Source organism: Streptomyces fodineus (genome assembly GCF_001735805.1).
Lineage (GTDB): Bacteria > Actinomycetota > Actinomycetes > Streptomycetales > Streptomycetaceae > Streptomyces > Streptomyces fodineus.
Genome location: NZ_CP017248.1, coordinates 4,395,306 through 4,418,708 on the forward strand (window position 1 = coordinate 4,395,306; position 23,403 = coordinate 4,418,708).

Here is a 23,403-nt window from a genome sequence, read left to right on the forward strand (position 1 = left end):
GGGATCGCACGCCATGCTCAGGTATCTGCCGTTCCTGTTGGTGCTGGCCCTGTGGATCTACGCCTTCGTGGACTGTCTGAACACCCCTGAGGAAGAGGTGCGGCATCTGCCGAAGCCGGCGTGGGTGGTCGTCATCCTGCTCTTCGGCGAGGTGCTGGTGGGGCCGGTCGCCTGGCTGATCACCGGCCGGGTGCGGCGCACGGCCCCGGCGGAGGGCGCCACGCCCGCGCAGTGGCTCGCCCCCGACGACAACCCCGAGTTCCTCAAGTCGCTGGGCAAGGACGACCCCGAGAAGGGCTGATGGAACTCCGGCTGCTCGTCACCTTCGAGAAGGTCGCCACGGTGCTGAGCTTCACCCGGGCCGCGGCCGAGCTGTCGTACGCGCAGTCCAGCGTGACCGGTCAGATCCGTGCCCTGGAGTCCTCCCTCGGCGTCGAGCTGTTCGACCGGCTCGGCAGCCGGATCCGGCTCACCGACGCCGGTGAGCGGCTGCTGCCGTACGCCCGGCAGATCATCGAGCTGGCGCAGGAGGCCCGGTCGGTCGTCGTCGAGCCGGAGGAGCCGTCCGGCACTCTCACCGTCGGGACCATGGAGTCGCTCACCTCCTACCGGCTGCCGCCGCTGCTGGAGTACTTCCACCACCGCCACCCCGGGGTACGGCTCGCGCTGCGCACCACCATCGGCGACGAGACCCGGCAGGCGCTGCGTCAGGGCACGTACGACGTCGGGTTCCTGATGGAGGAGGAGACCGGGCATCCGGGGCTGGAGACCGCTGTGCTGGCGGTCGAGCCGCTGGCGCTGGTCGCGGCGCCCGGACACCCCCTCGCCGGGGTGGCCGTCGCCACCGCCGACCTCGTGGCCCAACCCCTGCTGGCCACCGAGCCCGGCTGTGCCTACCGGGACCTGTTCGAGCGGGAGCTGAAAGCGCTCGGGGAGGCGGACTTCATGGAGTTCGGCACGATCGAGGCCACCAAGCGCGCGGCGGCGGCCGGTCTCGGGATCTCGCTGCTGCCCGAGGTGACGGTCGCCGCCGAACTCGCGGAGGGCTCTCTCGTACGGCTCGCCTGGGAGCCGCCGTTCACGCTTCGGACGCAACTGGCGTGGCGGTCCGGGAAGCGGCTTCCGGCGCATGCCCGGCTGTTCCTGGAGCAGGCGCGGCGGCTGGTGTCCGAACAGGGCGGGCGAGGGTGACCCTGAGGCTCGCGGTCACGATCAGCGGCACGCCCAGCGCCTGGACGAGCCCGATGTGGTGGCCGTAGACCAGCCAGTCCATCAGCATCGCCACGGCCGGGTAGACGAAGGCCAGTACGGCGATCTTCGCGGTCGGCAGCTTGGCGTACGCGGCGTACATCAGGACGTACATCACACCGGTGTGGATCAGACCGAGTCCGGCGAGCCAGCCCCAGCCCCAGCCGACTGCGCGCATCGCGCCGAAGTCCGCGAAGGGGAGCAGCAGCGGGATGCCCACCAGGACCTGGACGAGGGCGATCAGATGCGGGCGTACACCGGTGATCCGCTTGGTGACCAGGGTGGACAGGCCGTAGAGCAGGGCGGCGAGGAGGGCCTGGCCGATGCCGAGCACGTACGACCCGCCGCGCGCGAAGTCGCCGGGGGTGACGCCCGACACCAGGACCAGCCCGGCGAAGGCCACGGCGATCCAGCCGGCCTTCGCGGCGGTGAGCCGTTCGCGGAACAGCAGGGCGCCGAGGAGCACCACGTAGAACGGCTGCGTGTGGTAGACGACCGTGGCGACCGAGATGGAGGTGTTCTCGTACGACGAGAACAGCAGCACCCAGTTGAAGACGATGAACACCCCGCCGAGCACGGCGAGTCCAAGGGTGCGGCGGGTGAAGCCGTGGTCGCGCAGCCAGCCGCGGGCGGCGACGTAGCCGCCGAGGGCGAGGGCGCCGAACAGGACGCGGAAGAAGACGACGTCGAAGGGTGAGGCCCCCGACTCGACGACGAAGACGCCGAGCGTGCCGGAGAGCATCATGGCGGTGGTCAGCTGGGCCGTGCCCTTGAGTTCCGAGGTCATGGCGATGACGCTAGAACCGGGCAGGACATCGATCCACGGGCCGGTGCGGGGCGTTGCCGATGGGCCGATCGGCGGCGCCGATGCGCGCAGGTCGCGGGCGGCCCGGCCGGGTCAGTCGCCCTTGAGGACCAGGTCCAGCAGCCCCGGGAAGCGGGCGTCGAACTCGGCCCGGCGCAGCCGGTTGACCCGGCGGGGGCCCTCGTCGCGCTGCTCCACCAGCCCGGCCCCGCGCAGCACCGCGAGGTGGTGGCTGAGGGCGGCCTTGCCGACCGGCACGTCGAAGCTGCCGCAGCTGCGGGTCCAGTCGGCGGCGCGGGCCAGCTCCCTGACCAGGGTGAGGCGCACGGGGTCGGCGAGAGCGGCCAGCGCCGTGAGGAGGGGCACCTCGTCGGGGTGGGTGTGCTCCGGGGCGGCCCGGTGACTGCCGACTGCCACGGCACGCTCCCCTCATGCGGTGTCCCTTGCCGAGTGTTCGATGAAAACCATACACTCGTGAGTGTTCGCTTTTGATTGAACAGTCGGGTCGAGCCAGGGGTGTGGCATGCGCACGGTGGAGTTCCAGGAGTACGGCGGTCCCGAGGTGCTGCGGGTGGTGGAGGCCGAGGTGCCCGAACCCGGGCCCGGGCAGGTGAGCATCGACGTGGCCTACGCCGGGGTGAACTTCGCCGACCTGAAGGCCCGCGCGGAGGGCTACCGGGTGCCCGCGCTGCCGTACGTCCCCGGCGTGGAGGTCTCCGGGCGGGTCCGCGCGCTCGGCGCCGGGGTCACCGACCTCGCCGTCGGCCAGGAGGTGGTGGCGCTCAGCGAGGGCGGCGCGTACGCGCAGGTGCTGGTGGCCGAGGCGGCGACCGTCTTCCCGGTCCCCTCGGGCCTGGACCTGCGCACCGCCGCGACCCTGCCCGCGGTCCTGCCCACGGCGTACGCCCTCGTCCACACCGTCGGCCGGCTCCAGCCCGGCGAGTCGGTCCTCGTGCAGAGCGCGGCGGGCGGGATCGGCACGGCGGTCGGACAGCTGGCGCGGGCGGCGGGCGCCTCGGCGGTGTACGGCGTGGTGTCCTCGGCCGCGAAGGCCGCCCACGCCAAGAGCCACGGGTACGACGAGGTGTTCGTCGGCGCCTTCCAGGAGCCGGTGCGCGAGGCGACCGGCGGGCGCGGGGTCGACCTGGTGCTGGACCCCGTCGGCGGCGACACCCTGCGCGCGGGCCTCGCCTCGCTGGCGCTCTTCGGACGCCTGGTCTCCTACGGCAACGCGAGCGGCGCCGAGCCGTGGGGCGTGGGCCAGGCGGAGCTGTCCCCGCTCGGCGTCTCGGTCTCCGGCTTCTCCATCCTGACCCTGACCAGGTCCGCGCCCGACGCGCTGCGCCGGCTGTCGGAGCAGGCGTTCGCGAAGGCGGTCGACGGGACGGTGACGCTTCCGGTGACGGCCGAGTTCGCCCTCGCGGACGCGGCGGAGGCACACCGGCTGATGGGCGGACGGACGAGCACGGGGAAGCTGCTGCTGCGCGTGGCCGACTGAGCCAGCGGCTCGACTCCGCGGTGTTCCCCGTTCAAGTCTTCCCCCTGTTTCAGCGTGCGTAGGAACCGAGGCCCACCAGGCAGTAGACGTACTCATTCACCGTCGCCCCGTTGATCGTGTAACGCGAGGAGAAGGCGTACTGGGTCCGCGGGTTGTCCTTGCAGCGGCTCATGTCCGAGGTCAGCGGGATGGTCTCGATCACCTTGTAGTGCGCGTCGGACGCGGAGCAGGAGACCTCGTCCACACCGCTGACGGACTGGGCGGTGGTGGAGTCCGGGAGGGTGCCGTTGAGGCAGGTGCCCGAGGTGTAGGGGCTCGGGTCCGGGGTGGAGCCGCCATAGGGATCGGCAGTGCCGTACGACGGGTCGCTGGTGTACGGCTCGCTGCTGTACGGGTCGCTGGTGTACGGCTCGCCGGTCGGCGTGGCGGTCGGGTACGACGGTGAGTACGACGACGATCCGGCCGCGTCGTCGGAGGAATCGCCGCCGCCGCCCTGGTTGATCAGCACCAGAAGTAACACGACGGCGGCGATGACACCGAGCACGCCCAGACAGGCGAGACCCTGCTTCTTCTCGGCCGAGGCCGTGACGCGGATCCGCAGGCGCACCTCGCCGTCGGCGGTGTGCAGCCGTACGACGTCGCCGTCGCGGACCGGCGGTATGCGGACCGGCGGTACGCCCGTGGCCGCCGGCAGCCTCAGGACCGCACCGGAGGCGGCCTGCTGCGGGGTGAGGGAGACGGGGATCTCGCGGAATCCTGGGTTCTCGGGTGACGACACCAGCCGCTCCTGGGTGTGAGGATGAGGCAACCAGTGTGGGCCAACAGCCCACAGAACTAAAATATCTTTCTAGAAAAGTACTTCAGAATGAGCCCCAAGCAGCAGCGTGGCGAGGCCACCGTCGAACAGCTCCTGGACGCCGCACTGCGGGTGTACGCCGAGTCGGGCGAGCAAGGGCTGACGGTCGCGGCGATCACCCGGGCGAGCGGGGTCAGCCTGGGCAGCCTGTACCACCACTTCGGCAGCGTCGACGGACTGATGAACGCCCTGCTCACCCGCTGGCTCGGCCGGCTGCTCGGCGAGCTGGTCACGGCACTGGAACACACTCGAACCGCCCACACCGGCATCCGTGCCCTGGTCCGGGCCTACCTGAACTTCGTCCAGGAGCACCGGGACGCCGCGCTGCTCCTGCACTCCTCCTATGCCGACCGGCAGGCAATGGCCGACGGCAAGCGGCTCCGGGACGCCCAGGAGGCCCGCCTGTCGCCGCTGGCCGAGTGGGCGGGCCGGTACGTGGCCGCCGGCGACCTCGCTCCGCTCCCGGCGCCGCTGCTGGAGTCCCTCGTCCTCGGCCCGGTGACCGGGGTTGCCCGGCGGTGGCTGTCCGGGATCGACGACGTGGATCTCGACCAGGCGGCGGTGCTGTTGCCGGAGCGGATCTGGCGGTCGGTGGCCGCGCAAGGATGAGCGCCGCTGGTCGCGCCCACGTGGCGGAGCCGCAGATCGATTCATGGGGTGGAGCCGCAGATCGATGCAGCCCCGCGTCTCCACGTTGCCCCCCACCTCGCCGCACAGCACAGTAAAGCCATGGACGAACGACAGGCCCGCGCCTGGCTCGCCACCGCCGTGGCCGAGGCCCGCGCCGGCCTCGCCGAGGGCGGGATCCCGATCGGCGCCGCGCTCTACGCCCCCGACGGCACCCTCCTCGGCCGCGGCCGCAACCGCCGGGTCCAGGACGGCGACCCCTCGATGCACGCGGAGACGGCGGCCTTCCGCGCGGCTGGACGGCAGCGCACGTACCGGGGCACGACCATGGTCACCACCCTCTCCCCGTGCTGGTACTGCAGCGGCCTGGTCCGTCAGTTCGGCATCTCGCGGGTGGTGATCGGCGAGGCCACCACCTTCCACGGCGGGCACGACTGGCTCGCCGGGCACGGTGTGGAGATCGTGGTCCTGGAGGATCCCGGCTGCGTCGCGGTGATGCGGGCCTTCGTCAAGGACAACCCGGAGCTGTGGAATGAGGACATCGGTGAGTGAGTCGCGCGTTCCCACCATCGACCTGCGGCCCTGGCTCGGCGGTGACGAAGAGGACCGCGCCGCCGTCGCCCGTACCGTCGATTCCGCACTGCAGTCCGCCGGGTTCCTGCTGGTCACCGGGCACGGTGTGGAGGCCGGGCTGCGGGCCGGGATCCGGGCGGCCGCGCGGGAGTTCTTCCTGCTGCCCGTGGAGGTCAAGCGGGCCTACGAGGCCAAGGTCGGCGGCCGGGGCTGGCTCGGGCCCGGCGCCGAGGCCAACGGGTACGCCGAGGGCACCCGGACGCCGCCCGACCTGAAGGAGTCGCTGACCTTCGCGACGGACGAGCCCTTCGAGGATCCCGTCGTGAACGCGGAGTGGTACGCGCCCAATGTCTGGCCCGCCGAGGTGCCCGGGCTCCGGACGCTCTGCGGGACGTACCTGGCGCACATGGCCACGCTGGAGAAGCGGCTGCTGTCGCTGCTGGGATACGCCCTGGGACTCGAACCCGACTTCTTCTCCCGGCACATGGACCATCCGACGTACGGCTTCAACATCAACTGGTATCCGGGCACGGATGTCGTCGGCGAGCCGCTGCCGGGGCAGTTCCGGATCGGGCCGCACACCGACTTCGGGACCGTGACCATCCTGGACCGGCAGGCCGGCAAGGGCGGGCTCCAGGTGTACACCGACGCCGGCGGATGGGAGGACGCGCCGTACGATCCGGCCGCCTTCACCATCAACGTCGGTGATCTGCTGGCCCGTTGGACCGGTGACCGGTGGCGGTCCGGGCGGCACCGGGTGCTGCCGCCGCCGGTCGACACGCCCGCCGAGGAGCTGATCTCGCTCGTGTACTTCGGCGAGTGCACCCCCGGCACCCGGGTGGAGTCCGTACCGGCGCCGGTGGGCCGGGTGGCGTATCCGCCCGTCGACTCGCATGTGTACCTGCGCGAGAAGCTCGACTCGATCACCGTCGGCTGAATCCGGCCGCGGCGCGTCACCGTGGGTTGTCCACTTCCGTGTTCGGACCGCCACCCGTTCCGTTGAAATGAACCCGACGGGCATGTCCCGGCCACGTCCCACGTCATTGCCTTGCAGGGGGCCCGCAACCAGGGCCCCTTTTCTGTGATGGGAGACGCGTGCGAATCACTGACATCCAGCGCTGCGAGGTTCGGCCGGGACGGCTCGTCGAGTGGACCCTGAGCCCGGCGACCGTGGCGGCGGCGACGGCACTCCCGGAGGACTCCCGGCCGCCCGCCTACATTCAGGAGTCGCACATCAGGACCGCCAGGTGCGTCCGGGAGGACGGACTGTTCGTGCCGACCTGGCTCGGCGCCGCCTTCGACCTGCCGGGTCCGGTCGACCTCGATGTGCTGCAGGGTGCGCTGCGCGCCTGGACGGTACGTCACGAGACGCTGCGTAGCGGCTTCCGCTGGGCGGGCCCGTCGGGAAACGCACTGCGCCGGTTCACCCTCGACCCCGCCGATGTGTCCCTGCACCGTCAGGAGGCGGGCGACTTCCCCGACGCGGACGAGCTGGTACGCCACCTCCAGGACCGTTTCGACACGGTCGCGGACGCGCTGCGCTGGCCGAACCTGATCTACACGGCGGTCGTACGGGACGACGGCGCCAGCGTGTACATGGCCTTCGACCACAGCAACGTCGACGCCTACTCGCTGCAGCGGATCCCCGCCGAGGTGCACGAGCTGTACCTGGCGGGCCTGGCCGGCACCGAGCCCGACACCCTTGCCCCGGCGGCCAGTTACGTCGACTTCTGCGAGATCGAGCGGGCCGACGCGGACGGTATCGACGGCCGGCACGCGGTCGTCGGCCGCTGGCGCGAGTTCATCCGGCGCTGCGACGGCGTGCTGCCGAACTTCCCGGTCGACCTGGGCCTGGAGCCGGGCGGCCCGCTGCCGCGGCAGCGGATGCTGTGCGAGCCGCTGGCGGACGCGGAGGAGGCGGCGGCGTTCGAGGCGTACTGCCGGCCGTACGGCGGCACCCTGGTCGGCCTGCTGGCGGCGACCGGGCTGATCGTGCACGAGCTGGGCGGGCAGCCGGTGTACCGGGCGGTGGTGCCGTTCCACACCCGGGTGAAGTCGCGCTGGAGCGAGTCGGTGGGCTGGTACGTGGGCGGCGCCCCGATCGAGGTGCCGGTGGGCCCCGCGGCGGGCTTCCCGGACACCCTGCGGGCGGTGCGGGCCGAGCTGCAGGCGACCCGGTCGCTGGCCCGGATGCCGCTGGCCCGGGTGCTGAGCCTGCTCGGCGCGGACTTCCGGCCGACCTCGCCGGACCTGTACTCGATCGTCTCCTACTGCGACACCCGGTCCATTCCGGGCGCGGAGCACTGGGCCGCACAGCGCGCGCACGGGCTGCTCCGGGTGTCGTACGGCGACCAGGTGTGCGTGTGGGTGAACCGGCTGCCCGAGGGGCTGTGGCTGGCGAGCCGCTACCCGGACACGGACGTGGCCGCGAAGAACCTGCGGCTGTACGCCGAGCGGCTGCGCGACCGGATCGCCTCGGTGGCCCACGGCAGCCTGTCCGCGGTGTCCTGACCTAGGAACGCCCCAGCTGTTCGATAAGGCGTTCGAATCTGGTCCGCCAGGCGGACTCCGAGTCGGTCTCGCCCTGGAACTCGCGGGTGAAGCGCAGCACGCTCTCCGTTTCCCCCTGCCGCTCCAGATGGAACCGGACCCGCCCGCCGCCCTCGACGCTGTACTCGGCGACCCGGTCCACGTCCCAGGCCGTGACCCGGCCGGTGCCCAGCTCCCCGAGGACGACCGCGCCGTCGAGCCGGGGTTCGAGAACGTCGACGGCGGTGCACCACCGCGTGAGTCCCTCACGAGTGGCCACCGCCGGCCAGACGTCTTCCATGGGCCTCGGGAGCCGCACCAGGAAGTGGAGTATGTGCGTGTTCCCGTGGGTCTGGCTGGTGCCCTGCGCGATGGAACCGCTCATGACACCAGTGTGGGCGACCCTCGGCTCACACGCCCGCGTAGGAGTGCTTGCCGGTGACGAAGATGTTGACGCCGTAGTAGTTGAACAGCCAGCAGCCGAAGGCGATCATCGCCAGGTAGGCGGCCTTGCGGCCCTTCCAGCCGGCCGTGGCGCGGGCGTGCAGGTAGCAGGCGTAGGCGACCCAGGTGATGAAGGACCAGGTCTCCTTCGGGTCCCAGTTCCAGTAGCGGCCCCAGGCGTCGCCCGCCCAGATCGCGCCCGCGATGATCGTGAACGTCCACAGCGGGAAGACGGCCGCGTTGACCCGGTAGGCGAACTTGTCCAGCGAGGCGGAGGCGGGCAGGCGCTCCAGGACCGAGGTGGCGAAGGCGCCCGGCTTGCCGCCGGTCTCGAGCTTGGTCTCGTACGAATCCTTGAACAGGTACAGGATCGTGGCGACCGCGCCGACGTAGAACACCGCGCCGCAGAAGATCGCGGTGGAGACGTGGATGTACAGCCAGTACGAGTGCAGCGCCGGCACCAGCTGGTCGCTCGCCGTGTAGAGGACGGTGACCGCGAGACCCAGGTCGAGCAGGACCGTGGTGATCAGGAACAGGCCGAGCCAGCGCACGTTCTTCTTCAGCGCCAGCAGCGCCAGGTACACCCCGACGGCGACGGTGGAGAAGGTGATGTTGAACTCGTACATGTTGCCCCACGGCGCCCGCTGCACGGAGGCCGCGCGGGCGACGACACCGGCCAGCTCCACCAGGAAGGCGAGCACGGTGAGCGAGACGGCGATCCGCCCGTACAGGTCGCCCTGCGCGTCCCCGCCGTGCGCACCGGGCCCGTCCGGCACGTCGCGGGCGCCGGAGGCCGAGCGCACGACGACCTTGGGCCGCTCCAGCACGGCCGTACCGCCGGCCTGCTTGACGGTGACGGCGGGACCCTTCGCGGAGCTCTCCGGCTGAGCCGTCAGCGCGGCGGCCGTACGGGCCACCTTGCTGCGGCTGCCGAAGAGCCATTCGGCGATGTACGCGAAGAAGGCCAGGGTGTAGACGGCCATCGACGAGTAGATCAGCGTGTTGCTGATGCTCGCCAGGTGTTCGTTGGTTGCGGCGGCGAGAGTCACTTCTCAGCCCCTTCGGCAGGTACGACGTGGGAGTCGGGGGATTCTGAGGGATCGTCGTCGGGGTCGGGTGCCCCCGGCGCCTGGTCGTAGAGGGTTCCGGCGAGGTCGCCCAGTTCCTCGGGCACCTTGGCGGACTCGCTGCGCCCGAGCCCGGCCATCTCGACGACCGTCACCCCGTCGGCGCCGCGCACCGCACGCACCCACACCCGGCGCCGCTGGATGAACAGCGAGGCGGCCAGGCCGAAGATCGCGGTGAGGGCACCGCCGAGCGCCCAGCCGCTGCCGGGCTCCTGGACGATCTCGAAGCCGGCCCATTCCTTGATGTCCTTCTCGAAGGTGAGGGACCCGGCGCCGTTCGGCAGCGTGAGCGTGTCGCCGGGCTGGAGCAGCTTCTTCAGCAGCTGGCCCTTGCTGTCCTTGAACGCCTTCATGTGCGTCTTGTCCAGCTGGTACACGTTCTGCGAGAGGCCCGCGTTCACGCCGCCGAGGTCGCCGTGGTAGGCGTTCACCGCGAGCAGCGGGTTCACCAGCGCCGGGAACTGCGAGAGCATCGTGCCGCTCTTGGGGTTGAACGTCGGCACGAAGAAGGCCTGGAAGCCGAGCTGGTCCTTCTTGCCCTGCGGGTCGCGGTAGCCGTCGTACACCTTCACCACGCCGTTGGAGGTGACGTTGCCGTCGAGCGGCAGCAGCGGTACGGCGTCGTGGTAGACGACGTTTCCCTTGCCGTCGCGGACGGTGATGACGGGGGCGTAGCCGTGGCTGACGAGGTAGACCTTGGCGTCGTCGATCTTCAGCGGCTGGTTGACCTTGACGGTGGTCGACTGCTCCTTGCCGTACGCGCCCTTGCTGTAGGTGATCCTCGCCTCGAAGGTGCGCGGGGTGCCCCGGTTGGGGCCGTCGACCTCGTAGGTCGCCTTGAAGTCCTTCAGGTCGAAGCTGAACGGCACCAGGTCGTCGTTCTGGAACATGGTGCCGGACTTGAAGTCGTCGTACTGCGACAGTGCGTTGGCGAACCCGTCGCCCTCGACGACCAGCTTGGTGCCGTCCGACTTGTACAGCTGGCCCGAGGCGAAGGCGATCAGCAGCACGATCAGGGCGATGTGGAAGGCCAGGTTGCCCAGTTCACGCGCATAGCCCTTCTCGGCGGCGACCGCGTCACCGGCGAGGTGGGCGCGGAAACGGCGCCTCTTGAGCAGGGCGAGCGCGGCCTCGCGGACCTGCTCGGGGTCGGCGGTCGTACGCCACGTCGTGTACGCGGGCAGCCGGGTCAGCCGCTTGGGAGCGGCCGGCGGACGGCCGCGCAGCTGGCCGACGAACTGCCAGGTGCGCGGGACGATGCAGCCGATGAGGGAGACGAACAGCAGGATGTAGATGGCGGAGAACCACACCGAGCTGTAGACGTGGAACAGGCCGAGCTTGTCGTAGATCGGCGCGAGCGTCCGGTGGGCCTTGCGGAAGTCGTCGACCTTGTTCAGGTCGGCGCCGGTCTGCGGGATGAGCGAGCCGGGGATCGCGCCGAGCGAGAGCAGCAGGAGCAGCAGCAGCGCGACCCGCATGGAGGTCAGCTGCCGCCAGAACCAGCGAACCCAGCCGACGACGCCGAGGCCGGGCACCCCGGAGAGCTCCTCCTGCGGGGCGGTGGACAGCTGGGAGCCGGCCGCCCCGAGGTCGTCGTGACGATCCTCCTGGCGGTCCTCCTGGCCCGGGTCCTTGTCGGTTTCGGTCGTACTCATCGATCAGATCCCCACGGTGAAGCCATCGGACCAGGTCTGCATCTGCTGCACCAGACTGTCCCAGGCGCCGGTCAGCAGCAGCACACCGGTCACGATCATCATCGTGCCGCCGATGCGCATCACCCAGACATAGTGGCGCTTGACCCAGCCGAACGCACCGAGCGCCTTGCGGAAGGCGACCGCGGTGAGGACGAAGGGGACGCCGAGGCCGAGGCAGTAGGCGACGGTCAGGATCGCGCCCCGCCCGGCGCTCGCCTGCTGGGAGGACAGGGCGATGACGGAGGCGAGGGTCGGACCGATGCAGGGGGTCCAGCCGACTCCGAACAGGGCGCCGAGGAGCGGCGCGCCGACCAGGCCGGCGGCCGGGCGCCGGTGGAAGCGGAACTCACGCTGGGTCAGCCAGGGCATCAGCCCCATGAAGAAGACACCGAGCAGGATCATGAGCACGCCGAGCACCTGCGACAGGGTGTCCTTGTACTCCTGCAAGGTGGAGCCGAAGTAGCCGAACAGCGCCCCGCCGGAGACGAACACGACGGTGAAGCCGAGGACGAACAGGGCGGCGCCGGTGGCCATCCGCCCGCGCCGCGCCTCGCCCAGGTCGGTGCCGGCGACCCCGGTGACGTAGGAGAGGTAGCCGGGTACCAGCGGCAGCACGCACGGGGAGAAGAAGGAGACGAGCCCGCCGAGCAGGGCGACCGGCAGGGCGATCAGCAGGGCGCCGTTGAGTACGGTCTGGTTCTGGCCCGTCGCCGCCAGCGTCAGGGTCGCGCTCACGTCACTTCTCCGCGACGACCGGCTTGAGCATCTTCAGCAGGGCGGTGTCGTCGAGCGCCTCAAGGGCTCGCGCGGCGACCTTCCCCTGCCGGTCGATGATGAGAGTGGAGGGGATCAGCTGCGGGTTGAGCGTGCCCCGCTGGAAGCGGAGCATCAGCTTGCCCGTGGGGTCGTACAGGCTCGGGTAGCCGATCCCGTGCTCCTTCTCGAAGGCGATCGCCGGGGTGGTGCTGGTGTCCCGGGTGTTGATGCCGACGAACTGCACACCCTGGCCCTCGTACTGCTTCGACACCTTGGCGAAGTACTGGGCCTCCTCGCGGCACGGCCCGCACCACGAGCCCCAGACGTTGATGACGACGACTTTGCCCTTGTAGTCGGCGACGTCCAGGGTCTTGCCGTCGATGGTCTTTCCGGACAGGTCCGGGGCCGCGGCGCGCTCGCCCGCCGGCACGGTGGCGATGCCGTTGTTGCCGGTGACGAAGTTGGTGTTGCCACCGCCGCCGGAGGTGCCGCCCTTGCCGCACGCGGACAGGGTCAGAGCCGCAACGGCGGCCACGGCGCTGAGCAGGACGGCGCGGCTACGGGTACTCATGTGAAAAGTTTCGCATGCCGGTTCCGGCGATCTCGCACGCCCCCCTGCCGGGCGGAAAACCGCATTTCAGGGCGTATTTACACGGGACATTTCCGACAGGGGGCCGGCAAGGGGCTAGGCGAGGAAGGTCTTCCAGCCGCCCGCCGGAGCCTGTCCGGGCGCCAGCGTGCGCAGCTTGGCGAGCACCTCGGGCTTCTGCACGTCGATCCAGTCGCAGAACTGCCGGAAGGAGACGAGCCGTACGTCGGCCCCCTTCTCCTTCGCCTGGGCGATGTGCTTGAAGGCCTGCTCGACGGCGTCCATGTAGATGCCGCCGTTCCAGTGCTCGAAGTGGTTGCCGATGAAGAACGGCGCCCGGTTCGAGAAGTATGCCCGCTTGAAGCCGGCGATGTACGCCCCGGCCGCCTGCTCGCGCCAGGCCGGGTAGTTGTAGGCCGGCGCCTTGGTCGAGTTCTGCGACTGGTTGAACATCATGTTGTAGTCCATCGAGAGGACCTGGAACTTCCGGCCGGGGAAGGGGATCTCCTGGAGCGGCAGGTCCCACAGCCCGTGCTTCTTCACCGGCCACATCTGCAGGCCGCCGGGCGAGGAGGCGTCGTAACGCCAGCCCAGTTCCCGGGCGGTGGGCAGCAGGTTCTCCTGGTTGAGCAGACAGGGCGTACGGCCGCCGACGAGTTCCTTGTCGTAGTCGAACGGAAGGGCCGGCAGGTCGGTGAGGCCGGTGTTGGTCTTCCAGTTCTTGACGAAGGACTTGGCCTGCTTGATCTCGCTGTGCCACTGCTGGGGCGTCCACCACTTCACCGAGGTGTGGGCCTCGCCACAGAAGTGACCGTTGAAGTGGGTGCCTATCTCGTGGCCTTCGAGCCAGGCCCGGCGGACGTTGGTCAGCGTGGCCTTGATGTGGTCGTCGGCGAGGTAGCCGATGTCGGAGGCGCCGATCTTGTTGTTCGGCGGCACGTACAGGCGCTTCTTCGACTCGGGCAGCAGATACAGGCCCGACAGGAAGAAGGTCATGCTCGCGCCGTGCTGCTTGGCCAGGTCCAGGAAGCGCGGGAAGAGCCCGTTGCCGACCTCGCCGGCGCCGTCCCAGGAGAACACCACGAACTGCGGCGGGGCCTGGCCGGGCTCCAGCGGCTCGGGCTTGGCCGGCTGGTGCGGCTGCTTGCCGGTGAAGGACGTGGAGCCGTCCCCGATGGGCCGGCCCTGCGGCGCGCCGCTCGCGTCGCCGCCGTTTCCGTTCTTTCCGTCGCCGGAACCGTCCGAGGCCCCGGCGCCGTCCGATGACGTGTGGCCGCCGCAACCGGCGAGGGTGGCGGCGGCCGCGGCACCCGCGCCGAGGCCGAGTATGCCCCGGCGGGAGAAGGTCCGGGAGACGGTGCGCATGGAGTTCCCCGATCATCGCGCCTGTTGGTGGTCACTCAATGAGAGGGCACGGCGATCGGGGAGGTTCACCTTGATTCGTATGTTTTTCGCAATATCTCCGGCAAAAGCGCCCTACGACAAGTCAAACGGGCTGCCAGGAGCGGTGGTTAGGCGCCGAAGGCCTTGCTCTTTCCCTGCACCGGCTTGGCACCGGCCCGCAGATGCGCCGGGACCAGATCGATGGCGGGCTCGCTGTAACCGACCGACACGATCCTGTCGCCCAGGAAGGTGAAGCTCGTCAGCGAGGCGAGCGTGCACTGCCGCTTGCGCGGATCGTGCCACAACCGCCGCCGCTCCACATAGGACCGCACGATCCAGATCGGCAGCTGATGGCTCACCAGCACCGCCTCGTGCCCGCGCGCCTGGTCCTTGGCCGCGTTCAGCGCGCCCATCATCCGCACGACGATGTCGACGTACGGCTCACCCCAGGACGGCTTGAAGGGGTTGACCAGGTGCTTCCAGTTCTCCGGCTTGCGCAGGGCGCCGTCGCCCACGCCGAAGGTCTTGCCCTGGAAGACGTTGTCGGCCTCGATGAGCCGCTCGTCGGTGTCCAGGTCGAGACCGTGCGCCTTGGCGATCGGGGCTGCCGTCTCCTGCGCCCGCTCCAGCGGCGAGGCGCAGACGTACGTCACGTCCCGCGAGGCCAGGTGCTCGGCGTCCCGCTCGGCCATCTGCCGGCCCAGCTCGGACAGGTGGTAGCCGGGCAGCCGCCCGTACAGGATCCCGGTCGGGTTCTCGACCTCGCCGTGCCGCACGAGATGGACGACCGTGACGTCCTTGCTGCTGTCGCTCATTCTGCCGTGGCCTCCGCAGCCGCCCGGGCCGCCGCCGGAAGGGCGTCGGCGATCTTCTGGATGGCCCGCTCGTCGTGGGCCGTGGACACGAACCAGGACTCGAAGGACGACGGCGGCAGATAGACGCCGTTCGCCAGCAGCGAGTGGAAGAACGCGGTGAAGCGGTACGACTCCTGCCGCTTGGCGTCCTCGTAGTCGCGCACCTGCCGGTCGGTGAAGAACACCGAGAACATGTTGGAGGCGGTCTGCAGCCGGTGCGCGACGCCCTCCTTGTTCAGCGCCTCGGTGACGAGGGCCTGGATCTGCGCGGACACGGCGTCGACGGTGTCGTACGCGGCGTCGTCGAGCAGCCGCAGCTGGGCGAGCCCGGCGGCGGTGGCGACGGGATTACCGGAGAGGGTGCCGGCCTGGTAGACGGGCCCGGCGGGAGCGAGGTGAGCCATGACGTCGGTCCGCCCCCCGAAGGCGGCGGCGGGGAACCCGCCTCCCATCACCTTCCCGAACGTCATCAGGTCGGGCTTGACCCCGTCGATCCCGTACCACCCGGCGCGGCTGGTCCGGAAGCCGGTCATCACCTCGTCGGAGATGTAGAGGGCGCCGTTCTTGTGGCAGGCGTCCCTGAGCCCCTGGTTGAACCCGGGGTCCGGCGGTACGACGCCCATGTTCCCGGGCGAGGCCTCGGTGATCACGCACGCGATCTCACCGGGGTGCCGGTGGAAGGCCTCCTGCACGGCCTCCAGGTCGTTGTACGGCAGCACGATCGTGTCACCGGCCTGGGCGCCGGTGACGCCGGGGGTGTCGGGCAGCGCGAACGTGGCGACGCCGCTGCCGGCCGCGGCGAGCAGCGCGTCCACGTGCCCGTGGTAGCACCCGGCGAACTTGATCACCTTGGACCGCCCGGTGAACCCACGGGCGAGCCGGATGGCGGACATGGTCGCCTCGGTCCCGCTGCTGACGAGCCGGACCTGCTCCACGGGCTCCACCCGGGCGACGATCTCCTCGGCGAGCGCGACCTCGCCCTCACCGGGCGTGCCGAAGGACGTACCGCGGGCGACGGCCTCCTGGACGGCGGCGATGACCTCGGGGTGCGCGTGCCCGAGGATCATCGGCCCCCAGGAGCAGACGAGGTCGACGTACTCCCGGCCATCCGCATCTGTCAGGTAGGGGCCGCGGCCGGACACCATGAAGCGGGGCGTGCCGCCGACGGCGCGGAAGGCGCGCACCGGCGAGTTCACACCGCCGGGCGTGACGGCGGAGGCGCGGTCGAAGAGCGCCTGGGAGGCGGGCGCATCGTAGGGATAGGGCGTTTCGCTCAGGGCACTCATGACGTGCGACTTCTCCGCCTTCTCGGAACTGACGGTTGCGTGGTGACCTCCTCAGGGTAGGCCGCGGCACGGTCGTGCCGCGGCCCGCCTCCGGCCCGCAGCGCCGCGGGGGCGCCATCTGCGAGACTGAGACCTGATACACACAGCTCATACGCACGTAGTGATCAGGGACCGGGAAATACCCCGTGGACTGTTGTTCCACCGCACGTTTCGGCGGGCGGACGTGGGGGAGGTCACTGACACGATGATCGGGTTGCGCGGCGGGGGCCACGCGTCCTAGAAAAGCAGTCGGGTGGAGATATGCATCGCGGTGGCGGACTGGGCGAGGGGACTGATGACCTGGGTCCTCGACGTGCCCGGCGGGGAAGGCACCGGCGCGACGCGGAGGAGACAACCGAAACACGGCAGAGCGACGCACGTCAGACACAGGATGTACCGGGTGAGCCCGATCGGTACGACCGGCGGACCGACCGGCAGCTGGAGAGCCAGCTCGACCGGTCGATCGACCGCCGGCCGGGCCCCCGGGCCGACCGCCCGAGGGCGGGGAGCAGGAATGGTGGTCGGGTGGGGGTGACGTACAAATACTTCGGCGCGCCGGACGGCGCGACCGCGGCCCGCGTCCCCATCTCGATGCGCCCCGAGGAACTCGGCGGCGACGAGCTGGGCATGAACGGCATGTTCACCAAGATCAAGCCGGAGACGATGGCCGCGATGGTGCTGACCGGCATCGAGGGCGTCCCCCTGCACAAGGTCCCGCCCCTGGAACTGGTCGTCCTGCACCCCGACTACGCGGTCGTCAAACTCCCCATGACCGTCGTCGACCCCCTGCGCGGCATCGGTGAGGAGGCGGTGGGCGCGGCGGCCTTCATCTGGTCGACGGTGCCGGACCGGGGTGGGCCGCGGGATGCGTTCAATGTGTATCAGTTGCTGCACGAGTGGCAGGACTTCTCGCACCGGCTGCATGAGGCCGGGCATCAGCCGTACTGCCTGGTGTGGCCCTGATCGGCTCTGAGCTGGGGTTTCTTGCGGGTTGGGCGGGGTCTTCGGACCTCGCCCTTTTGGGTGCCGGGGAGGGCCGTCAGGCGGCCAGGGCACATTGAGGGCACATTGGTTTTGCTGGGTGCACTGAAGTGCCCTGGGCGGCGGGCGGGTCGCCGTCGTCTGCCGCCTCGGCTTCCGTATCCGTTTCCGTTTCCGTGAAGGCGTCGTCGATCGCCTTGCGGGTGCGGGTCTCGCTGGACGGCAACAGGTGGGTGTACGTCCGCAGCGTGAAGCCCGGGTCCGAGTGGCCGAGGTACTCGGAGAGCGCCTTGATGCTCTCCCCCGCGTCCAGGAGCACGGAGGCGTACGCGTGCCGGAGGGCGTGCATGCCGTCTTCTGGGGCCGCCTGCAGGTAGCGCGCGCCGCGCTCGCGGGGAGGGATCACGCCGGCGGCGGCCAGGGCGCGCTTCCAGTCGCCCATGTTGAAGACGCTGCGGTTGTAGGCCCGCCCCTTCGCGTCGACGAAGAGGAGACGGAAGGTCTTCAGCTCGCCGTCCGGCTTGGCCCAGGGCAGGGTGACCTCGGCGGGCGGGAACTCCTTCATGTGGGCCTTGAGGGCGGCAGCAAGCTGGGCCGATAGAGGCACCGACCGGATCTTGTTGCCCTTGGGCAGGGCGAAGACGGGCTTCGTACCGACGAGCCGAACCTGGCGGTTGACGTGGATCCAGCCGCCCTTGAAGTCGATGTCCTCGACGGCGAAGCCGAACACCTCGCCCTGGCGCAGGCCGCAGCCGAAGGCAAGCTTGCCGCCGGCCTGGAAGCGCTTCGGTAGGCCGGCGATGACGGCGCGCACGCGCTCCAACGGCCAAGGGATGATCTTCTTCTTGGTCGCGGTCGGCAGCTTGACCGACTTCGCCTTGCAGGGGTTCTTCGGCAACAGCCCGTCCTCCACGGCCGCGCCGAGGATGCTGGAGAGGATGTCGAAGATGCCATCGATCGTCGATACTTCGAGGCCACTGTCCTGAAGCGTCCGGATCCAACCCTGAACGACCGAGGGCTGGTTGAGGGACCGCAGCTCGCGTCGGCCGAGGTGCTCGACTATGTGGTTGCGGACGGTCGCCTCGTAGCGGAGTGCGGTCGTCGGGCCGACGGAGTTCGCGTCGAGCCACTTCTGCGCGTAGGCGCCGAGCGTCTGCTTCGTCTCTGCGGGGACGACGTAGGAGCCGCGCCGGATCTCTACGTCCACCTCGGCGGCGCGGTTGTCCGCCTCCGCCTTGGTATCGAAGTTCTCCTTGCGCTGGCTGCCGTCCGGGTCGCGGTAGCGGACGCCGGAGGGTGGTGAGCAAGGACAACGCGGAACTGTTCCTGGAGACCGCCAAGGCTCTGTACTTCCCGCAGCGCACCAGCGCCGCCGCCCTGCACCAGCTGAAGGGCACTATGCCCGAACCCGACCGACAGCGTCTTGCCGGCTACCTGCGGTCCCCCGAGGCTCCGGATGCCAAGCGGGACGACGCGCTCGCCCTGCTGGACCGGATGCGGCAGGACGCCAAACAGTACGGGATCGTGCCCGTCCCGGAGGTGGCTGCCCGATGACCACGACCGCTCCCGACTTGGCGGCACGGTTCCGCACCGACGGATTCGCCTTCCCTGTGGACGCGCTCACGCGTGCCGAGGCCGAACAGGCGCTGGCCGAGTGCCAAACCTACTTGCGTGCCGTGAGCGCAGTGGGCGGCGCCCTGGCACGGTACGCGGCCTTCCCCAAGATCCACCTGGTCGCCTCCTGGGCCGATCGGATCGTGCACCACCCCGCGATCCTCGACGCCGTCGAGTCACTGCTGGGACCCGACCTGCTGGTGTGGTCCACCAACCTCTTCATCAGGCCCGCGCACAGCGGTAGTTCACTCGCCTGGCACCAGGACGCCGTCTACCTGGGCCTGGACGGCTACCAGCAGCACGCGGCACGCGTCTGGGTCGCGCTCACCGACACCACTGTCGCCAACGGCACCATGCGCTACGCGCGGGGTTCACATCTGCGCGGCGCGTTGCCACATCGGTTCGGTGGTTCCGGCCTAGAGGACATCATGCGCGGTGAGGAGATCGCCGTCGACATCGATGAGGCGGCGGCTGTCGACGTTCTCCTTGACGCTGGCCAGTGCTCTGTGCACCATCTGGCCATGGCCCACGCTTCGGGCCCCAACCAGACCGATACTGGACGTTTCAACTTCGCAATCGACTACATCACACCGCGAGTCTCCCCCACCGCGGGCGAGGACAGCGCCCTGCTCGTCCGCGGCACGGACACCGGTGCTTTCCTGCCCGAGCGCAGGCCCGAGTCCAACTTCGACCAGGCCGCCCTGAACGAGTTCTACTCCGCTGTCACTCGTCGCCAGAAGCGGATCGACCAGACGGTCCAGAAACGGAACGCCGGGAAAGGCCCCGACACACCCCGGGACCCGTCGTGACGACGGCACGCCCTACCGGCAAGGACGCCGACTCCGCGGTCTCCGAAGCCGCCGACGCCGACTGGCTGTCCGGGATCGTGCCTCCCTGGTGGACGGCCGGAAGCGTCCCTCACCGGATGGACCTGTCCGGCTGGATGCCACCCGTGATCGACCAGGGGCAGGTCCCACTGTGCACCGCCGCGGTCACCACGGCGATCGCCGGCTATTACGCCCGCCGGGCCAAGCAGCTGGAGTTCACCCCCTCAGTCCTTTTCAATTACCGGCTCTCACGCCGGCTCGCCGGTTCCGCGGACCGCAAGGGCTCCCGTCTCGAACACAGCTTCCGCGCCTGGGCAGAGTCGGGGCTGTGCGAGGAGGCAGCCTGGCCGTACGACGAACTCGGTCCGACCCGGGTCGACCGGGATCCGCCCGAGCACTGCCACGTCACCGCGCGGCACTCCCGCCCGATCGCGCGTCCGCTGCGCGCGCCGGACGGGGCTGGCCTGCTCGACCTGGCGCGCCGGTACATCGCGCTGGGCATCCCTGTGAGCGTGGAGATCCGGCTCTGTCCGTCGATCTCCATGTCCCTGCTGAACGGCGGTGTCATTCCTGTACAGCTGCCCACGGAGCAGTCGGTGGGACCTCATGTGGTCCTGTTGACCGGCTACGACGACGAGGCGGACACCGCTCCCTACGACCGGGGTACCGGCTCGGGAGCCTTCCGCGTCCGGAACAGCTGGGGAACCGGCTGGGGGGTCCAGGGCTACGGCCTCCTTCCCTACGCCTTCCTCGAACAGAAGCTCACTGGCGAGAACTGGATCGTCGTGGAAGAGGACTGGCAGAAACAGTGAGTGCGGCTCGTCCGGAAAGCTCTCTTTTTCGGCCCGCGTCTACGAAAGAAAGCAGCCAGTACGGGTCTTCGCGTCGCTTAGCCACGAAGAGCCAGCGGGAATAATAACCAGTGAACCTAACACCCCCCACAGGAAAGTTGGTTGACGTTGCGGAGGTTCCTGGCGACCACCGCCCGTTGGGCGGCACCTACCGTTGTCCTCGCTCAGGTCTGCCTCGTATGGACCGGCGTGTTCAGCCTCGGCGAGGCGGTGGCGGTCGGACTGTTACTCGAACTCCTCCTGGCCGGGATCGTGATCACCGAATTTACCCTTGCCACGCGGGCCTACAAGACCTCCCGGAGCCGGGGGGCCGACGGGCAGGAGGCCCTCAACCAGGCGCTATCCACCGTGCTCCCTGCCCCGGTGGCCAAGGTGATGGGGATGGAATTCGGCCTTTTCCGCGCTCTTTGGCGCTGGATCCGCCGCAAGCCGGACGCACCGGAAGGCCACCAGATCCTGACCTACGGCTCGGAAATCAAGCCAATCATGTGGGCAATGGTGTTTCTCGTGCCTCTGGAGATCCTCGCCGTCGAGTTTCTCGTCCCCTGGTCCGTGGTGCGCATCATCCTGCTGGCGCTCTCCATCTATGGAACCCTCTGGGTGCTCGGCTTCATCGCGGCACTGTCCATCCGCCCGCACAGCGTCGGCGACGGCAAAATGGTGCTGCGGTTTGCTCACTTCGTACAGATCGCGATCCCGCTTGACCTCGTCGAATCGGTCCGCGCGACCCGGCACAGCGGCTATCGCAGAGCCGTCCAGATCAACGACGGCATCCTGGCGATGCCAATCGGTGACTCCACCACCCTGAGCGTCAAGCTGCGCGAGCCGTACTCTGTGGCGCCCAAGCCCGGGAAGCCGTTCCAGGAGGTGCGAGAGGTCCGCTTCGCCGCGGACAACACTCGTGAAGCCGTCCGTATCCTCACGGCGAACATCGTCGCCGACTGATCCGGCTGTCGGCCCTCGACGGTCGTGGTCGCCTAGGGCACATCCAGGGCACATGAGCCTGGGAAACGGCGTTGACCCGTGAGAACTACCGAGAGGAGTTTTCGCAGGTCAACGCACATTTCACTGAGAAACCCCAGGTCAGCGCCCTGCCACGCCCAATCGCTGCACGAGTGGCAGGACTTCTCGCATCGGCTGCATGAGGCGGGGCATCAGCCGTATTGCCTTGTTTGGCCCTGAGGTGGGGTTTCACGGTCTGTGGGCGGGGTTTTCGGACCCCGTCTTCGTCATGTACCCGGAGGGGTGAAGCCCGGGTCCGAGTGGCCGAGGTACTCGGAGAGCGCCGCGCCGGATCACGTCGAGGCCGAGACCTCATGTCTCCCTCCGCGGGAGAGTCAGACCCTTCTTCTCATCATGTGATCCGTGGATAGCATCGGGGATCATGACGCTGACGCAGCGGTGGACTTCCCGTGTTCTCCTGGTGGACGGTGACGATCGTCTGCTCCTGCTGTGCGGCCGTGATCCGCGCAGGCCGGGGGCACGATGGTGGTTCACCGTCGGTGGTGGCGTCGAGGACGGCGAGAGCTATCCCCAGGCTGCCGTGCGTGAAGTATGGGAGGAGACGGCGCTGTCTCTCCCCGTTGGGCGCTTGGGCCCCGTTGTCTGGACCCGGCAGGCGATCTTCAGCGTGGACGGCCGTGTCTTCGACCAGTACGAGGAATACCGTCTTGCCCGCGTCACGGCCGACGAGGTCCGCGGGATGAACGTCCGGACGCAGGAGGCCCGTTACGGGCATCGTTGGTGGTCGGCAGCGGAACTCGCCACCACTGCGGAGACCGTCCGACCGAAGAGGATGGCTTCTCTCCTGCCCGATGCGCTGTCGGCCGTGGGCCTTGACCGAGCCCCTGTGCATCTGGGCAATTTCAACGAAGACACCGATCCGGAGTAGCGCATCGGTACGGTTTGAGCGGCCGAGCCATATTTTGTCGCGATACAACCCGTATAGTCGAGCGGGCAGTTGGTTGACTGGGACGCATGACGTCATCTGCGTTCGAGACGGACAGGCCCGATCCCGTCAGCTACCTCGACCGGCTCGCCACGAGCGATCTCGGCCGCTCCTACAAGCGGCGGATGCTCGACGAACTGGACCTGCGTGCCGGACACCGGGTGCTCGACCTCGGCTGCGGCCCCGGTACCGACCTTGAGGCGCTCGCCCAGGCAGTCACCCCGGCCGGCGCTGTCGTCGGCGTCGACCACGACCGGAACATGGTGGACGCCGCGCGGGCCCGCACCGCCGGTGAGGCCGTGGTGGACGTCCGGCACGCGGACATCCACGACCTGCCGATGCCCGACCGCACCGCCGACCGCGCCCGCACCGACCGGGTCCTTCAGCACGTCGCCGATCCCCTGGCCGCGCTCGGTGAGATCCGCCGGGTCCTGCGGCCGGGCGGGCGGCTCGTCATGGGCGAGCCCGACTGGGAAACCCTGGCCGTCGACCATCCGGACAGCGACCTGACGCGTGCCTACACCCGCCATGTGGCCGAACGCGTCGTCCGCAACGCGGGGATCGGCAGGCAACTGGCGCGCCTGGCGACCGAGAGCGGCTTCAGGGTGCCCACAGTCATCCCTGTCACACCTGTCTTCCGGGACGTCCAGGTCGCGGACAAGATCCTCGGCCTGGAACGCACCACCCGGCGCGCAGTCGAAGCCGGCTACTTCAGCGACCAGGCGGCGGAAGCCTGGCTGAGCCATCTCACGCGGGGCCCTTTTCTCGCGGCGGTGACGTTCTACATCGTCGTGGCCGAGGCGTAGTCGCGCGTCGCCTGGCCGTGGTCGGCGCGGCGGTCTTCCCCGTCTCGCCGACCACGGCAGGCAGCGGC

The 23,403-nt window shown here is 69.6% G+C and carries 25 protein-coding genes and 1 pseudogene; 14 read left to right on the forward strand and 12 right to left on the reverse strand.

All coding sequences use genetic code 11. The annotated features are described in order from the left end of the window. The first annotated feature begins 13 nt into the window (after positions 1 to 13). Both BFF78_RS18385 and BFF78_RS18390 read left to right on the forward strand, forming a co-directional pair. Entirely contained in the window at positions 14 to 301 is a 288-nt protein-coding gene (locus BFF78_RS18385) for a PLD nuclease N-terminal domain-containing protein (protein WP_069779360.1), read from the forward strand. Then, positions 301 to 1,191 carry a LysR family transcriptional regulator gene (locus tag BFF78_RS18390; RefSeq protein WP_069779361.1) on the forward strand — a complete coding sequence of 297 codons (891 nt, stop codon included), beginning with the start codon at positions 301 to 303 and terminating at the stop codon, positions 1,189 to 1,191. Before BFF78_RS18385 ends, BFF78_RS18390 begins: the two co-directional genes overlap by 1 nt. Here the strand turns inward: BFF78_RS18390 and BFF78_RS18395 are convergent. Continuing rightward, positions 1,079 to 2,035, reverse strand: coding sequence for a DMT family transporter (locus tag BFF78_RS18395; protein WP_069779362.1), 957 nt, complete (start codon positions 2,033 to 2,035; stop codon positions 1,079 to 1,081). The two genes, BFF78_RS18390 and BFF78_RS18395, sit on opposite strands and share 113 nt — an antisense overlap. A 111-nt stretch (positions 2,036 to 2,146) precedes the next feature. After that, complete coding sequence (locus BFF78_RS18400) at positions 2,147 to 2,470, reverse strand: ArsR/SmtB family transcription factor (protein WP_069779363.1); 324 nt, start codon at positions 2,468 to 2,470, stop codon at positions 2,147 to 2,149. 106 nt (positions 2,471 to 2,576) lie between these two features. Here BFF78_RS18400 and BFF78_RS18405 point away from each other — a divergent pair, with 106 nt between their 5' ends. Beyond that, positions 2,577 to 3,551, forward strand: coding sequence for a quinone oxidoreductase family protein (locus BFF78_RS18405; protein WP_069779364.1), 975 nt, complete (start codon positions 2,577 to 2,579; stop codon positions 3,549 to 3,551). Positions 3,552 to 3,600: 49 nt separating this feature from the next. Here BFF78_RS18405 and BFF78_RS18410 read toward each other — a convergent pair whose 3' ends face one another. Beyond that, a complete protein-coding gene (locus tag BFF78_RS18410) occupies positions 3,601 to 4,329 on the reverse strand; it encodes an LppU/SCO3897 family protein (RefSeq protein ID WP_069779365.1) in 729 nt (242 codons plus the stop codon). 87 nt (positions 4,330 to 4,416) lie between these two features. Between BFF78_RS18410 and BFF78_RS18415 the strand changes: the two genes are divergently transcribed. The 4 genes from BFF78_RS18415 (at position 4,417) to BFF78_RS18430 (ending at position 8,118) form a co-directional block, all read left to right on the forward strand. Then, positions 4,417 to 5,016 (forward strand): TetR/AcrR family transcriptional regulator, encoded by a 600-nt coding sequence (locus BFF78_RS18415; RefSeq protein WP_069779366.1) that lies wholly within the window; start codon positions 4,417 to 4,419, stop codon positions 5,014 to 5,016. A gap of 120 nt (positions 5,017 to 5,136) precedes the next feature. Further along, positions 5,137 to 5,586, forward strand: a complete 450-nt coding sequence (locus BFF78_RS18420) for a nucleoside deaminase (protein WP_069779367.1) — start codon at positions 5,137 to 5,139, stop codon at positions 5,584 to 5,586. Continuing rightward, positions 5,567 to 6,544 carry an isopenicillin N synthase family dioxygenase gene (locus BFF78_RS18425; protein WP_069779368.1) on the forward strand — a complete coding sequence of 326 codons (978 nt, stop codon included), beginning with the start codon at positions 5,567 to 5,569 and terminating at the stop codon, positions 6,542 to 6,544. The genes BFF78_RS18420 and BFF78_RS18425 overlap by 20 nt, the downstream gene beginning before the upstream one ends. Before the next feature lie 158 nt (positions 6,545 to 6,702). Continuing rightward, positions 6,703 to 8,118 (forward strand): condensation domain-containing protein, encoded by a 1,416-nt coding sequence (locus BFF78_RS18430; RefSeq protein ID WP_069779369.1) that lies wholly within the window; start codon positions 6,703 to 6,705, stop codon positions 8,116 to 8,118. Position 8,119: 1 nt separating this feature from the next. Here the strand turns inward: BFF78_RS18430 and BFF78_RS18435 are convergent, their stop codons facing one another. The 8 genes from BFF78_RS18435 to hemL form a co-directional block, all read right to left on the reverse strand. Beyond that, positions 8,120 to 8,521, reverse strand: coding sequence for an SRPBCC family protein (locus tag BFF78_RS18435; RefSeq protein ID WP_069779370.1), 402 nt, complete (start codon positions 8,519 to 8,521; stop codon positions 8,120 to 8,122). Positions 8,522 to 8,546: 25 nt separating this feature from the next. Further along, positions 8,547 to 9,629, reverse strand: a complete 1,083-nt coding sequence (ccsB, locus tag BFF78_RS18440; RefSeq protein ID WP_069779371.1) for a c-type cytochrome biogenesis protein CcsB — start codon at positions 9,627 to 9,629, stop codon at positions 8,547 to 8,549. Next, on the reverse strand, positions 9,626 to 11,362 hold the full coding sequence (gene resB / locus BFF78_RS18445) for a cytochrome c biogenesis protein ResB (protein WP_069779372.1): 1,737 nt from the start codon (positions 11,360 to 11,362) through the stop codon (positions 9,626 to 9,628). The genes ccsB and resB overlap by 4 nt, the downstream gene beginning before the upstream one ends. A gap of 3 nt (positions 11,363 to 11,365) precedes the next feature. Further along, positions 11,366 to 12,136: a cytochrome c biogenesis CcdA family protein gene (locus tag BFF78_RS18450; RefSeq protein WP_069779373.1), complete on the reverse strand. Its 771-nt coding sequence runs from the start codon at positions 12,134 to 12,136 to the stop codon at positions 11,366 to 11,368. 1 nt (position 12,137) lies between these two features. Further along, the gene (locus tag BFF78_RS18455; protein ID WP_069779374.1) at positions 12,138 to 12,728 is read right to left on the reverse strand and encodes a TlpA family protein disulfide reductase; all 591 of its coding nucleotides are present in this window, start codon (positions 12,726 to 12,728) and stop codon (positions 12,138 to 12,140) included. 114 nt (positions 12,729 to 12,842) lie between these two features. Beyond that, entirely contained in the window at positions 12,843 to 14,111 is a 1,269-nt protein-coding gene (locus tag BFF78_RS18460; protein WP_069779375.1) for a polysaccharide deacetylase family protein, read from the reverse strand. A gap of 146 nt (positions 14,112 to 14,257) precedes the next feature. After that, positions 14,258 to 14,944, reverse strand: a complete 687-nt coding sequence (locus BFF78_RS18465; protein WP_069779376.1) for a histidine phosphatase family protein — start codon at positions 14,942 to 14,944, stop codon at positions 14,258 to 14,260. Next, positions 14,941 to 16,260, reverse strand: a complete 1,320-nt coding sequence (hemL, locus tag BFF78_RS18470) for a glutamate-1-semialdehyde 2,1-aminomutase (protein WP_069783654.1) — start codon at positions 16,258 to 16,260, stop codon at positions 14,941 to 14,943. The genes BFF78_RS18465 and hemL overlap by 4 nt, the downstream gene beginning before the upstream one ends. A gap of 573 nt (positions 16,261 to 16,833) precedes the next feature. Here hemL and BFF78_RS18480 point away from each other — a divergent pair. Beyond that, positions 16,834 to 17,271, forward strand: coding sequence for a hypothetical protein (locus BFF78_RS18480; protein WP_003974483.1), 438 nt, complete (start codon positions 16,834 to 16,836; stop codon positions 17,269 to 17,271). A gap of 76 nt (positions 17,272 to 17,347) precedes the next feature. On the opposite strand, the pseudogene BFF78_RS18485 reads toward BFF78_RS18480, so the two are convergent. Then, a pseudogene (locus BFF78_RS18485) lies at positions 17,348 to 18,577 on the reverse strand (tyrosine-type recombinase/integrase); the annotation flags it as partial. Between the two features lie 11 nt (positions 18,578 to 18,588). On the opposite strand from BFF78_RS18485, the gene BFF78_RS18490 reads away from it, so the two are divergent. The 6 genes from BFF78_RS18490 to BFF78_RS18515 all read left to right on the forward strand — a co-directional run bounded on the left by BFF78_RS18490 (position 18,589) and on the right by BFF78_RS18515 (position 23,335). Further along, entirely contained in the window at positions 18,589 to 18,843 is a 255-nt protein-coding gene (locus BFF78_RS18490; RefSeq protein WP_069779377.1) for a hypothetical protein, read from the forward strand. Next, positions 18,840 to 19,712, forward strand: coding sequence for a phytanoyl-CoA dioxygenase family protein (locus tag BFF78_RS18495; protein WP_069779378.1), 873 nt, complete (start codon positions 18,840 to 18,842; stop codon positions 19,710 to 19,712). Before BFF78_RS18490 ends, BFF78_RS18495 begins: the two co-directional genes overlap by 4 nt. Then, a complete protein-coding gene (locus BFF78_RS18500; RefSeq protein ID WP_069779379.1) occupies positions 19,709 to 20,542 on the forward strand; it encodes a C1 family peptidase in 834 nt (277 codons plus the stop codon). Before BFF78_RS18495 ends, BFF78_RS18500 begins: the two co-directional genes overlap by 4 nt. A 228-nt stretch (positions 20,543 to 20,770) precedes the next feature. After that, complete coding sequence (locus BFF78_RS18505; RefSeq protein WP_069783655.1) at positions 20,771 to 21,526, forward strand: hypothetical protein; 756 nt, start codon at positions 20,771 to 20,773, stop codon at positions 21,524 to 21,526. A 439-nt stretch (positions 21,527 to 21,965) separates the two neighbouring features. Continuing rightward, positions 21,966 to 22,472, forward strand: coding sequence for an NUDIX hydrolase (locus tag BFF78_RS18510; protein WP_069779380.1), 507 nt, complete (start codon positions 21,966 to 21,968; stop codon positions 22,470 to 22,472). Between the two features lie 86 nt (positions 22,473 to 22,558). Next, positions 22,559 to 23,335, forward strand: coding sequence for a methyltransferase domain-containing protein (locus tag BFF78_RS18515; protein WP_069779381.1), 777 nt, complete (start codon positions 22,559 to 22,561; stop codon positions 23,333 to 23,335). Positions 23,336 to 23,403: the final 68 nt, after the last annotated feature.